The sequence below is a fragment of the Auritidibacter sp. NML120636 genome (assembly GCF_003185945.1).
In the GTDB taxonomy this organism is placed as follows: Bacteria; Actinomycetota; Actinomycetes; order Actinomycetales; family Micrococcaceae; genus Auritidibacter; species Auritidibacter ignavus.
This window is the reverse complement of the sequence record NZ_QHLO01000001.1, coordinates 123,815-136,808: the sequence shown is the minus strand read 5'-3', so window position 1 is coordinate 136,808 and position 12,994 is coordinate 123,815. Positions and strand designations below refer to the sequence as shown.

Here is a 12,994-nt window from a genome sequence, read left to right as displayed (position 1 = left end):
GCACCGCAAAGTTGTCCTATAACATATGAACTAGTCCGAGTCTGAGCGGGCCGAGTCCCCAGAAATGGAGAGATCGTGAGCTTCTATCCACCCCCGGGCCAAGGCCCCGGCACACCCTATGGAGGGTACCCACAACACCAGCAACCCTCGGGGTGGGGACCATACGCCACACCGCAACCACAATTGATGCTCACGGTGTCCCGTCCCGGCACGATCCCGCTGACTCCGTTGAGCATCGGCGATTTGTTTAGCGGGGTTTTCGCAACGTTGCGCACCGCACCTGGGGCCGTGTTGTTGCATGGGCTCGGCTACGGTCTCGTCACGTTTCTTTTGTACCTGATGGCAGTCGCCCCGGCTTTCGTCACCATGTACGTCGCGTTCACCACGGTGCTTGATGGGGGCCTACCCACCTCGGAACAGATCGCATCCGGAAGTGTGGCGATAATCGTCCTTCCAATGCTGGCATTGGTGTTGCTGTTCCTCGCGTCGGTATTTTTCCCGGGGCTGGTAGCCATCGTCACCATGCGCGGTACGATCGGTACCTGGACCGGATTCTTTCAATCCTTCCGCCTGTTGCACGGTAGCTACTGGAAGCTCATTGCTTTGTCGGTACTGATCAATATTGCCGTCATCGCGCTGTCGGTGCTCGCGTTCCTCTTGATCGTTTTCGCTGTTGCCGTCCTGGAGATCCCTGCGGAGCTCTTTGCCGTGATCATGATTATTGTCATCCTCACCGGGGGGATTCCCATAGTCTGGCTGACGATCAAGCTGATGCTGGCCCCGACGGTGATCGCGGTCGAACAAGTAGGCCCGTTGACCGCGCTTCGTCGTTCCTGGGTGCTGACCAATAATAATTTTTGGCGTTCTTTGGGGATGACCTTATTGGTCACTGTCTGCATCGTTATCGCCAGATGGGTGATTTCTATTCCCTTGGCTATGCTGGCTCCACTCTTTCTGGCTTCGGCCGGAAACGAAGCGGAAGCGCTGACCGGCTTCCTGCTGGCTCAGGTGGTCATCGTCGGGGTCAGCAGTGTGGTCTCCGGGGTACTGTATGCGCTGTTCACCATCTTCATTGCGTTGCTCTACACTGACTTGAGGATCCGACGTGAAGGCATTGGTGCCCAGCTAGCCCACGATGCTGAATCCATCTCGGGTCCCATCGATGAGTTCAGTATTGATCCGACCAAACGCCGTAGCGATTCTCAGTCGGCCGATCTCGTGCCGGGTCGCGACGTGCATTGGCAGCCCACACCGCCACCGGCAGGTGCACCATTCACCGGACCGGCGGGACCGAATGCTCCCTACTATCCGCCACATCCGCCCAATCCATCTAACCCACCCATGGGGCCGCCGACATGGTCATGATGTCCCCGCCACTGACCCCAGACGCTGAGCAAGCCCGCCAGTGGGCCGAAGAGGAGCTGTCCAAACCCGAATACGCGGAGGCAGATCCCGGCCCGATCATTGAGCTGATCGATAACCTGGTTGAGTGGTTTCAAGACCTGGCCGCCGTCGAATTCTCCGGTAGCGGCGAACTGGGTGTGATCGTGCTAGCCCTGGCGTTAGTCGCCCTGCTGATTGCCTTAGTGTTGTGGTTACGGCCGGGCCGTACCGGTCGGGTCAAGACAACATCAACCGACGAGGTTGAGGTCGCCGCTGACGTTACGGCCACGGAGTATCTCGACCGGGCCCGCCGACATGTGGCCGAGCAGGACTATGCCCACGCACTGGCCGATGCGTTACGGTCGATGATCCGCGACGGGCAACAACGGGATCTGGTCTCAGAACGTCCTTCCCTCACCGCGACGTTTGCCACGACGGAACTCGCCGAGGCCTTCCCCCCATTCACCGAACAATTGGAACAAGCCGCCGTTCGCTTCAATACCACGTTCTACGCCCACCAATCCCCCAGCGCCACAGATGCCACGCAGATGATCGAGTTGGCGGAAAAGCTCCACCAAGCCAAGCCGGCCCCTGCCACACCCCGCGATGACAGCGTCCCCGCTCAGCACGCCAAGGATCTGGTGCCCCGATGACCGCAGCATCCTCTCTACAGTCTTCGGCACGTACCTCACAGACCGGTTCCCGTAAAACCGGTATCATCGTGGTGTCGGTCATCGCCGGAATTCTGGTGCTCGCCGGCGTGGTGTTTTATGCCTTGCTCCCCAGCACCACTCAGGGGATCCCCTATTCCACCGACAATCCCGGCCGTTATGGTTCCCAGGCCATGACACGCATCCTGGAAGATCGCGGTGTCTCGGTCCACACCGCTGCAACGGTTGATCAGTTGGAAGGTCAACTCAACCAGCATCCGGACGCCACGGTGGTATTGATCGATGAGAACAACAACCTGGCTTCGGCGCCCCATGATTCACGGCAACGCGCCGCGGAGGCCATTCCACCATCCCAGCTGGTGATTTCAACCTCATCCCCGGAGCTACTCGAACACTTCACCGACGAGTTCTCGCGGGACTACGCCACCGTGTCCAGTCACGACGGCGGGATCACTGCGGGCACGACCGAGGACTGCCAGCTGAAGCACGGGCGGGTCGCCGGTGAGATTGATAGCTCTTCCTGGGCGGTATCGGTCCCCCGCACGCAGCGTGAGTCCGGCCAGATCTCCACGTGTTTTCCCGTACCCGAGAACGCATCCTCCGACCAAGCCACGGCGCTCCTGGCCGAAACAGCAACCGGGATCACGGTACTGACCTCTCCGAAGATCTTCACCAATGAACGGATCGACGAGCGAGGCAATGCCGCCTTGGCCTTACGCCTGGCCGGCTCGCGCGAGGACCTGATCTGGTATACCCCGGACTTCACCGAGCTCTTGGACTCCGATGCTCCGCTGTCTGAGGCGCAACTGCCTCGTTTCGTGGTCTTTGGAATCTGGTGGGCGGTCGTGCTGGCCGTGCTGGCCATGTTCTGGTTAGGACGTCGCCACGGCCCGATCGTGCGCGAGCCATTGCCCTCGGTCGTCAAGCCGGCCGAAACCACGGTGGGCCGAGCCCGCATGCACCGACGTGCCGGACACCACCTTCAAGCTCTCGAGGCCTTGGAACAGGCCACGTTGCGTCGCATCGCCCACAGCATGCGATTAGGGCGCAACACCGACCCGCAAACCATCATGCGCCAGGCTGCACTCCACACCAACCAGCCGGTCCAGGACATCCAGCAGCTCTTCAAGATCAGCTCCGGACTCGTCCCAGCCCACGGTAGCCACAACGTTTCCCCCGAGGAGATGGTGACCACTGCCCAAGAACTCACAGATTTTGAACATCTCATCGACCAGGTACTACGCCCCGATCACGGGAGGAGCACGTCATGATGCACCAGCCACCGGCTTTTCCGCCATCCCAGCCACCCCAGGGTCACCCCCCACAGGACCAGTCTGCGCGGGCACAGTCGGCAGACGACCTGCGGGAGGCACTCAACCAGGTGCGTGGCGAAGTGGCTAAAGCCGTCGTGGGCCAGGACCAGGCCGTGACTGCATTGCTCATCGGTATTTTGTGTCGGGGGCATGTGTTGCTCGAAGGGGTCCCCGGTGTAGCCAAGACGCTTTTGGTCCGGTCAGTGGCCAAATCGGTGCAACTAGACTCCCACCGAGTGCAATTCACCCCGGATTTGATGCCCGGCGACGTCACCGGCTCGCTGGTCTATGATTCCAAAACCGGGGAGTTTGAATTCCGCAAGGGCCCGGTGTTTACCCACGTGCTGCTCGCCGACGAAATCAACCGCACCCCACCGAAAACCCAAGCTGCCTTGTTGGAAGCCATGGCCGAATACCAAGTCTCTACCGACGGGGTAACCCGGCGGTTGCCGGACCCGTTTATGGTGGCAGCCACTCAAAATCCGGTCGAGCACGAGGGAACCTATCCCCTTCCGGAAGCCCAACTGGATCGGTTTTTGCTCAAGGTGGTGATGGATCTTCCCGAGCGCGATCAGGAACGAGAGATCCTGCGCCGTCATGCGGCGGGTTTCTCGGCCGCAGATCTCGACGCCGTGGGCATCCAGCCGGTGGCCGAGGAAACGACCTTGCTCAAAGCCCGCGCCTCGGTGCAACAAGTCGCCACCGGTCCAGAGATGCTCAGCTACATCACGGACATTGTCCGCGCCACGCGGCAATCCCCCTCTTTCCAGTTGGGTGCTTCCCCGCGCGGTGGTACCGCTCTGATGCACTGTGCCAAGGCTTGGGCTTGGCTATCGGGCCGCAACTTCGTCACCCCCGACGACGTGCAGTCGCTGTTGCTACCGACCCTACGCCACCGGGTGTTGCTGCGCCCGGAGGCCGAATTGGACGGTGTCGATACCGACCAAGTCTTGACCGGACTACTCTCCAGTGTGCCGGTCCCCCGCTAAACACCGTCTCTTTCCGTCCTCTCCCACCATCCTCGACACACCAAAGGCAGGTAGCTACGAGTTATGGTCATCTCCTGGCGCGCGATGATTCTGGCTATTATCGGCCTGTTTCCCATCCTGCTGTTTCCGCGCTGGTCAACGCTGGGGTTGTGTGTGCTCGGGCTGATCGTGGTGCTGTGTGCGGACGCACTGACCGCCGTTTCGCCTCGCCGGGTGTCCTTCTCCCGTTCCGCGCAAGGCAGTATTCGGCTGGGTGAAACGACTACCGTTCAGCTGGTGGTGACCAATCAGAGCTCCCGAACATTGCGCGGTTCGGTCCGGGATGGGTGGCAACCCACCGCTCAGGCCGACAGCCCGGAACAACCGGTCACGATTCCGGGCCAGGAGCCCCGCCGGCTTTCCATGCACCTGACCCCCACTAGGCGCGGCACACTGCGCTCCCGAATCGTCACGGTCCGTAGCTGGGGCTGGTTGGGGCTGGCGGGCAAACAATACACGCATCGCGCCGAGGGTGCGATCACGGTGATTCCACCGTTCAACTCCCGGCGTCACCTGCCCTCGAAGCTAGTCTCGCTGCGGGAAATGGCCGGGAGGTCGGCGGTCTTGACCCGCGGGGCCGGCCACGAATTTGATTCTTTGCGCGAATATGTCCGTGGCGATGACGTCCGCGATATTGATTGGCGGGCTACGGCCCGCGCCCAAGAACTGGTGGTACGCACCTGGCGACCGGAACGGGACCGTCGGGTGTTGATCCTCATCGATACCTCCCGCACCTCGGCCGTGCGGAGCGAAGACGGCACCCGACTGGATACCGGCATTGAGGCCGCGCTACTATTAGCGGCACTGGCTGATGCTGGCGGTGACCGTGTCGAAGTTATCGCCCTGGACCAGAAAGTTCAGGCCCGGGCCTCTTCCACCCGTCGTGGGAAACTCTTGCACCAGATTGTCACGGCGCTGACCGATGTATTCCCGCGGCTGGTGGCTGCCGATTTCACCCAGGTGTCCTCGCTCATCTCTCAGACCGTGAAACAACGAGCACTGGTGGTACTCATTACGGCCCTGGACACCGCAGCCATTCAGCAAGGTTTGCTCCCGGTGTTACCGACGATTGCGCGCAAACATCAGGTGGTGCTGGCCTCGGTCACCGATCCGGAGCTCGAGGCCATGGCGGCCGAACGCGAAGACCTCGAGACGGTCTTTCAGGCCGCCTCGGCAGAACAAGACGAACATCGTCGAGCCGGTCTGATTGCCCAGCTACGACGGTTTGGCGCCGAAGTGGTCGAAGCCGATCCGCAGGATCTCCCGCCCCGGTTAGCCGATACCTATCTGCATCTCAAAGCTGCGGGACGGTTGTAGTCGCGTCATGATGGGCCGGGCACCCGCTGGGAGAACTCATCGGCCACACCGCGTAATGCTTCGATGCAACGTCCCAGTCCTACTCCCGTCATCGGCCTGGTCGCTCGGGCTACCAGTACGCTCGAGGCCAGGTCCCAGGGGTCCAACCCGACGCGTTCAGTGGTTTCCACCAGCTCTACTCCAGCCCGGGGCGGGTCAATGCCGTCGAGTCGCTCGAGGTCGCATTCCAGGTGTAAGGGGATTTGGGAGTGGCGGAACCGTTCAATCCATTCCCACCGCCAGCTGGCCCAACGTCCCACCGGATCGGTTTCCAGGGCCGGAAAGCTGATGCTGACGCCAAGTGGTGGACTGTCTTGGTCGTTGGTGGCCAGGGTGTGCAATGAGGTGAGTAGCCTGTCGTCTTTCCCGAGGTGGTGGGTGTCTAGATCGACCTGGAAAACCAGCTCGGACCCGGTGGGACAAAGCTGGTCGGCAAGTAGTGCCCAGTACGTCTCGAGCTCGGCGATATCGAGGCTCCGTTCGGTCAAATACCCCGAGGCCGTGGCGATCGCTCCTCGTAGTCCGGCAACAACATCGGTGTCTCGAACCACCAAACGCAAGGTAGTCTCCGGCAGAATACGGGCACTGATCTGGACGAGCTCGGCCAGTGCCTCTGCCAACACGTGGGCAACATCGCGACGAGCGCCGTGATCTCGGATGATCTTCTGACCGCCGGGGCCCATCAGCACGGAGAACAGGGTCACCGGGCCGGGAACCTCGAGCATCAACTCTGGCAGGGGACGCTCTTGCTGGTAATCGGCCACCCGCTGGAACTGCTCACGCAGGGCTGTAGCATATCGGCGTTGTTCTTTGCCCGGGGTCGCTTCGGTGGCTTGTACTTGCCAGCCGTAGCTGCGACGATTGGCCACCAGAAACCCGGGTAATCCGACAGCAAGTTCGGACAGTGGTTGCCAGTACGGCAACTGAGGCAGGTGGGGACCGGGCAACTCATCAAGCAGGATGCCCAGAGTCTCACCCCACGCGGTTGGACCCCCGGGGCCAGGGTCCGGGGTGCTGAGACTAACGCGCAGAGCAGGGAGATCGGGTTTCTGTGCCTCACTGGACACGGTCGCCTCACCTGGTCGTCTCATGGTCCTCCGCGCCCTGGGCAGTGTCGCTCTTTTGGTCATCGGCGATGGCCTGATGGTGCCGGATCACTTCGGAGACGATGAAGTTCAAAAACTTCTCGGCAAATGCCGGGTCCAGATCCGCGTCCTCAGCCAGCCGACGCAACCGGGCAATCTGGGCTTTTTCCCGCTCCGGATCAGAGGGTGGCAGATTATTCTCAGCTTTGAGTTTGCCGACCCGCTGGGTGCATTTGAACCGCTCGGCCAGTAAATAAACCAGAGCAGCATCGAAGTTATCGATACTGCCACGAATGGCCAGGAGTTGCTCGAGAACTGCGGGTTCGGCCAGCTCGTGAGGTGAGGCATGCTCGGATGTGCTCATATCACTCACTGTAGTCAACGTATCGCGGATCTGTCGCCGACAGGTTATACCCAAGCACCCATACGCTCTGCATTGACCGCACGGTGGATGGTGGTTTGTCCCACCACGCGGGTGCCTTGATACACCACCGCCGTCTGACCTGGGGCTACCCCGGAGATGGTCTCATCCAGTTTCATCTGCCATACCGTGGCTTCAGCGCCATCGACCTCATCGCTGGCGACGCGGACGCGTCCAGGCACCGGGTCAGCGTGAGCACGGACCTGCACCTGGCAGTCGAACCACTCACCGGTGGCCTCTTCGTCGAGCGGTTGTCCCGCCCAGGATGGCCGGATTCCGGTAATCCGGTCGATGTTGAGCATCGCGCGGGGACCAACCACAACCTCATTTTCTTTCGGCCGGACTTCAAGGACGAACCGTGGCTTGCCGTCCGGGGCCGGCGTGCCAATTCCCAGGCCTTTGCGCTGTCCAACCGTAAAGGCCTGCGCACCGCGATGCTGGCCTAGCGCGGTCCCAGCGGTGTCGACAATCTGCCCCGGACGCATCTCAATGTGCTCTTCGAGCCACTCGCGGGTATCACCTTCGGGAATGAAGCAGATGTCATAGGAGTCTGGTTTCTGCGCCACCGACAGTCCGCGGTCGGCGGCTTCAGCGCGCACCAACGACTTCGAGGGGGTATCCCCCAGGGGGAACAGACAGTGTTCGAGCTGTTCTGCGGTGAGCACACCGAGCACATATGACTGGTCCTTGGCATCGTCAGCGGCACGGTGTAGCTCCAGGTGGCCTTGGTCGTTTTCGATCACCTTGGCGTAGTGTCCGGTACACACCGCATCAAATCCCAGGGCGAGGGCCTTTTCTAACAGGGCAGCGAATTTGATGCGTTCATTGCACCGCATGCACGGGTTTGGGGTTCGTCCGGCGGCATATTCGGCGATGAAATCATCGACCACATCCTCTTTGAACCGCTCGGAAAAATCCCACGTGTAGTACGGAATACCCAGCTTCTCACAGGCACGCCAGGCGTCACGGGAGTCTTCAATCGTGCAACAACCGCGAGACCCCGTTCTGAGGGTGCCTGGCATTCTTGACAGTGCCAGGTGTACGCCGACCACCTCGTGACCGGCATCGACCGCCCGGGCAGCAGCGACTGAGGAGTCGACACCGCCACTCATGGCTGCAAGCACTTTCACGATTCTTGCCCTTTCTCTCCCGTGGTGGAATGGTGCGGATCTTGCGTATGGTGTGGCACCGGGCCTCTACCATAACAGCTCGATGTAACACCACCAGCACCCTACCTATTCCCGGTCAGCCCCGATGGGAGTTGGCGGTCACAATATGAGAATCCTGCCCGGCCATTCCGGCCCGCTGAGCGGAGGCGTAGACGCCCGGTAGGACGGAGAGCACGGCCTGAATATCAGCCTCGGTGGTGGTGTAGCCGAGCGAAAACCGCTGGGTTGAGCGTGCCATCTGCTCATCGGCTCCTGTGGCGGACACAACATGAGAGGGACGGGACACACCAGCGGTACAGGCCGAACCAGTCGAGGACTCAATGCCGGCCATATCCAGTCCAAACAGCAACGAGTCTCCCTCACAACCGGGGAAACAAAAATGCACGTTGCCGGGCAGACGACGAGTCCCCACCGGCACGTGCTGCCCGGTCTCCGGGTCCCGGTCCTGGTCACCTTGCAACTGTGCCTCTGGAATGGCCTGCTGGATTCCGGCGATCAACCGATCCCGAAGTCCGCTGAGTCGTTCGCGCTCGACCTGTTGGTTGGCGGTGGCAACTTCGGCGGCTGCGGTGAAGGAAACGATCAGTGCCGAGGCCATGGTTCCGGAGCGGATATCGCGCTCTTGGCCCCCGCCAAAAAGTACTGGCGCTACCTGGGCGTCGCGACGCACCAGAAGCGCGCCGATACCGATGGGCGCCCCAATTTTGTGTCCGGAAATAGCCATGGTGGTCACCCCCGGGTGGTCGAAATGTAACTCCAGGGCACCAAACGCCTGCACCGCATCCACATGGAAGGGTAGCTCCGCGGCTGCGGTGGCCTCGGCCAATTCGGCAATCGGTTGGACGGTACCGATCTCGTTATTGGCATACATCATGGTTGCCAGCGCCAGCTGATCGGCATGCTGATCAATGGCGTCCTTCCATGCCTCGACCTCTACCCGGCCGGTGGCATCGACGGGGACTTGAATCAGCTCGGCGCCGTGGTGGGCCTCCAGGGCTTCGAGTGTGTCGATCACGGCGGCGTGCTCAATCCCGGTAAACAGAATCTGATGGCGTCGGGGATCTCGGCGGTGGCGAGCATGATAAAGGCCCTGCAGGCCCAGGTTGTCCGATTCGGTGCCCCCGGAAGTGTAGATGACCTCGGTGGGGTGAGCTCCCAACACGGCGGCCAGGCGGTCTCGGGCGTCTTCAACCCGAAGCTTGGTGCCACGCCCAGCGGTATGCAGTGACGAGGCATTGCCGATCCGTTGGGATTGATCCACAAACGCCTCGATCGCCTCGGGCCGGGTGGGCGAGGTGGCGGCATGGTCAAGGTAGACACGATCTGCGGAAGTATTCACAGTCTCCAGTCTAAAACTCCTGGACCATCACCCTCGATTGCCGTGGTGTGCAACAGAGCAACCTAGCGGGATAGCGCACCGGGTTTCGGTATGATTCTCACCGTGTCAACCTCTGATTTCCCGAATTCCCCCAACCCTTATGAGGTACTCGGGGTGTGTGCTGACGCAAGTCAGGACGAAATTAAGGCCGGGTACCGCAAGGCGCAACGTCAGGCCCACCCGGATCTGGGCGGTGATCCGGCACAGTTCGACCTCGTCACCCGTGCCTGGGAACTGATCGGAACCGCCGAAGCCCGGGCAGAGTTTCACCGCGATGCCCGGACGCGCTCGCCACGGTCAGCGGGTTCCTCACGGGCCACAGGCACCTCGGCGACATCGTCCACCACGAGGCAACAGTCCTCCCGCCAGACCCCGAAACCGGTCACCGTCGTACCGTCTTTGGCTCAGGGGCCGGTGACGGTTCAGCTGGGAAAGACCAGCGTGATCGTCGATGCCACCCTGGTCGAATCCTCGGTGATCGGCCGTGTTCCTACCGGTTTATTTTCCTCTGGTCGCAGCGGTGCCTACGTGCAGGTCGCCAGCACCGTGGCCCCCTCGCTACGTCAAGCACTACCGGCGGCCCGCATCGTGCTGGGCCTGAAAACCAAGGAACTCACCCGTCATTTGAAAAACCACCGTCGCGATAATGCTAGGTCCTTGCTCGGAACAAACCTTCCCCCGTCGACGCAGATCCCCATGGTAGTGTTGTGCGGTTATCGGCTGGCCTGTGTGTGGCTGATGAAAGCATCGCCGGGAGTCTACCAGTGGGACGGGGGACGATTATTCGCCGAGAATCGACCGGTCTCTCTGCCAGCTGATGCCACCCGGTCCCCTTCTGCCCTGGCTGAGCTAGCCACCTTGTTCCCGGAATTGACCGTGGGCCATTTTGTCGCACTCATCCCATCGGATCAGCACCCGTTTGCCCCGGACGTCACCAGTACCGGGCCGCACCAGACTTCCTGCGGGCTCGAAGATGTGCCGGCAAACCTGAATAACACCATCCGACATCTGAAAATGTTCCTCGGCGTCGACCACCAACACCATGTGCTCGATCGGAACCTGTTGGGATCGCTGGTGGCCATGTCGCCGTTCCCGAAAGACCGCTCCCATCCCGCGCGCTAGACAGCGACACCAGACTCCGTAGAGATGACACAGTAGTCATGACTCCATAGGAAGAAGAAACACCCGCCATGTCCGCTCCCGACCGGCACGACACCAACCCGCACACCCAGGCCAGTCTGCATCCCGACACCGCCAACCCGGGATTCCGGATCGTATTCGAAGCCCCCGAAATTCCCGGTAATACCGGTAATGCCATCCGGTTAGCGGCCATTACCGGTGCCGAGTTGCACCTGATCGAACCACTGGGATTCAACTTCGCCGATGCCCATCTCCGCCGGGCAGGCCTGGATTACCACGACTTGGCGGTCGTCACGATCCATCCGGATGTGGACACCGCCTTCCACGCACTGGCCCCCGAGCGGGTCTTTGCCTTCACCTCCCACGCCACCTGTCTGTACACCGAGATTCAATACCGTCGCGGGGATGTCTTACTCTTTGGCAAAGAATCCACCGGGCTGACCGAAACAACACTGCAATATCCTGGCATCACCGATCGGGTCCGGATCCCGATGCAGTCGGGACGACGCTCCCTGAATTTGGCCAATTCGGCCTCCATTGTCACCTATGAGGCCTGGCGCCAGTTCGGCTTCGCCGGTGGAGCCTAAACATCACGAATGAATTAAGGTTTCAGGGCGTGGCCTAGCGACGCAGGTGGCGAAATCTTTCTATGCTGGAATGACGATGCAGACTGAAACACCGGGTATTGCCCGACTCCTCCAGCTTTCCGGTGAAGGCGACCGTGCGGCCTTCGCAGCACTTTTTGATACCTCCGCACCCTCGGTTTATGGTTTTGCTCGCGCTCTGCTGACCACCCAAGAACAGGCCGGCGAAGCTACCGTCTCGGTGTTCACCACCTTATGGGAGCAAGCGCCCCACTTTAATCTCGATTTCACTCTGGACGCTAGCGATGAAACCGCCCGGAACCGTACTGCTGCCACCTGGATTATTTCACTCGCCCAGCGCACCTTCGCTGAGCTCATTCATGCCGGGCATTTCACCGAGATCAACGACGAAGCCGGGTTGCTCCCCCTGGCCGCCGAACTGCCGGAGTTGCACGGACTGTCTGAGGCCCAGTTGCGCGCGTTGACCATCATCTGGCTAGGAGCCCGCTCCTACCCGGAAGCAGCTCGGGAGCTAGGAGTGGGAGTTCCCACCCTAAAATCACGGTTACGTGATACCTGTTCGCGGTTGTCACAACGCTATATTGCAGCGGTCACCGGGGTCTCTGACACCACTCAAGATCCGATTCTGGCAAAACCGGTTACCCCGGAGGTCACCGCACGCACCGGCCAGAGTCCCACCTTTTCACAATCGATTACCACCGATTTGGAGTCTGGCCTGGTCGACGAATTGGCTGCTCTGGTGGCCACCAACTCAATCGATGAAGACGAGCGCATCGCCATTGATAGCCACGTTCACCGGCTGGGCCGGGAAAAAAAAGAACAGTGGCAACTACGCATCAGCCTTTTGCAACGCAGCCTAGCGTGGGGGTTCCGCCGACTGACTACCGAACCGGAGTCTTGGATGCTCGATCAGCTACTGGAATCCTTGCCAGAGCAGAATCTTGGGGTCGGCTTCGTCGAGCAGTTTGATACGCACGAACCCGAACCTGAGCCGGCCAGCGGTACTAAGCGTAAAATCATCTGGGCGGTGGTCATTGCCCTCTTGCTGGCTGCCGTCATTGCCATCTCGACGCTTCTGGCCTCCAGCGACGATATCGTTTCCACCGTCGATGACGCCCACGATACCCAGCTGACCTCGCCTCAAGATCTCAACGCCGGCGGTACCGTGCAAGCCCACCTCTCCCGGGATGAAGACGTGGCATACCTGTCCTTCTCCTCGGTGCCAGATCTGGGAGCTGACCAAACCTATCAGGTCTGGCTCTTTGCATCTGCCGGCGACTCTCCCTCTTCGCTCGGCCAGTACGATGCCACCCAAATGGAAGACCGCCATGTCCAATTCCGTGGGGTCAACGGCTACGAGCAGCTCTGGGTCACCATTGAGCCTGAGAACGGCTCAGACTACCCCACCACCGAGCCACTGGTCCAGATCGATTTGCATTAGTAGT

12 protein-coding genes are annotated in these 12,994 nt (G+C 60.8%); 8 read left to right on the top strand and 4 right to left on the bottom strand.

Going from position 1 to position 12,994, the window contains the following annotated elements; all coding sequences use genetic code 11:
* Positions 1-75: 75 nt before the first annotated feature.
* From DCC25_RS00625 to DCC25_RS00605, 5 genes are all read left to right on the top strand, one after another.
* On the top strand, positions 76-1,365 hold the full coding sequence (locus DCC25_RS00625) for a hypothetical protein (protein ID WP_146206394.1): 1,290 nt from the start codon (positions 76-78) through the stop codon (positions 1,363-1,365).
* Complete coding sequence (locus tag DCC25_RS00620; RefSeq protein ID WP_146206393.1) at positions 1,362-2,036, top strand: hypothetical protein; 675 nt, start codon at positions 1,362-1,364, stop codon at positions 2,034-2,036. Before DCC25_RS00625 ends, DCC25_RS00620 begins: the two co-directional genes overlap by 4 nt.
* Positions 2,033-3,325, top strand: a complete 1,293-nt coding sequence (locus tag DCC25_RS00615) for a DUF4350 domain-containing protein (protein WP_110100250.1) — start codon at positions 2,033-2,035, stop codon at positions 3,323-3,325. Before DCC25_RS00620 ends, DCC25_RS00615 begins: the two co-directional genes overlap by 4 nt.
* Positions 3,325-4,356 (top strand): MoxR family ATPase, encoded by a 1,032-nt coding sequence (locus DCC25_RS00610; protein WP_110100401.1) that lies wholly within the window; start codon positions 3,325-3,327, stop codon positions 4,354-4,356. Before DCC25_RS00615 ends, DCC25_RS00610 begins: the two co-directional genes overlap by 1 nt.
* 63 nt (positions 4,357-4,419) lie before the next feature.
* Positions 4,420-5,712 (top strand): DUF58 domain-containing protein, encoded by a 1,293-nt coding sequence (locus tag DCC25_RS00605; RefSeq protein ID WP_110100249.1) that lies wholly within the window; start codon positions 4,420-4,422, stop codon positions 5,710-5,712.
* Positions 5,713-5,717: 5 nt separating this feature from the next.
* Here DCC25_RS00605 and DCC25_RS00600 read toward each other — a convergent pair whose 3' ends face one another.
* The 4 genes from DCC25_RS00600 to DCC25_RS00585 all read right to left on the bottom strand — a co-directional run bounded on the left by DCC25_RS00600 (position 5,718) and on the right by DCC25_RS00585 (position 9,765).
* Complete coding sequence (locus DCC25_RS00600) at positions 5,718-6,842, bottom strand: hypothetical protein (RefSeq protein ID WP_110109978.1); 1,125 nt, start codon at positions 6,840-6,842, stop codon at positions 5,718-5,720.
* Positions 6,826-7,200 (bottom strand): chorismate mutase, encoded by a 375-nt coding sequence (locus tag DCC25_RS00595; protein ID WP_110100247.1) that lies wholly within the window; start codon positions 7,198-7,200, stop codon positions 6,826-6,828. The genes DCC25_RS00600 and DCC25_RS00595 overlap by 17 nt, the downstream gene beginning before the upstream one ends.
* Positions 7,201-7,244: 44 nt before the next feature.
* A complete protein-coding gene (gene mnmA / locus DCC25_RS00590; RefSeq protein ID WP_110100246.1) occupies positions 7,245-8,387 on the bottom strand; it encodes a tRNA 2-thiouridine(34) synthase MnmA in 1,143 nt (380 codons plus the stop codon).
* A 115-nt stretch (positions 8,388-8,502) separates the two neighbouring features.
* The gene (locus DCC25_RS00585; RefSeq protein ID WP_110100245.1) at positions 8,503-9,765 is read right to left on the bottom strand and encodes a cysteine desulfurase family protein; all 1,263 of its coding nucleotides are present in this window, start codon (positions 9,763-9,765) and stop codon (positions 8,503-8,505) included.
* Between the two features lie 102 nt (positions 9,766-9,867).
* Between DCC25_RS00585 and DCC25_RS00580 the strand changes: the two genes are divergently transcribed.
* The 3 genes from DCC25_RS00580 (at position 9,868) to DCC25_RS00570 (ending at position 12,990) form a co-directional block, all read left to right on the top strand.
* Positions 9,868-10,926, top strand: a complete 1,059-nt coding sequence (locus DCC25_RS00580; protein ID WP_158278415.1) for a J domain-containing protein — start codon at positions 9,868-9,870, stop codon at positions 10,924-10,926.
* Positions 10,927-10,994: 68 nt separating this feature from the next.
* Entirely contained in the window at positions 10,995-11,531 is a 537-nt protein-coding gene (locus DCC25_RS00575; protein ID WP_110100243.1) for a tRNA (cytidine(34)-2'-O)-methyltransferase, read from the top strand.
* A gap of 76 nt (positions 11,532-11,607) precedes the next feature.
* Entirely contained in the window at positions 11,608-12,990 is a 1,383-nt protein-coding gene (locus DCC25_RS00570) for an anti-sigma factor domain-containing protein (protein WP_158278414.1), read from the top strand.
* Positions 12,991-12,994 lie beyond the last annotated feature (4 nt).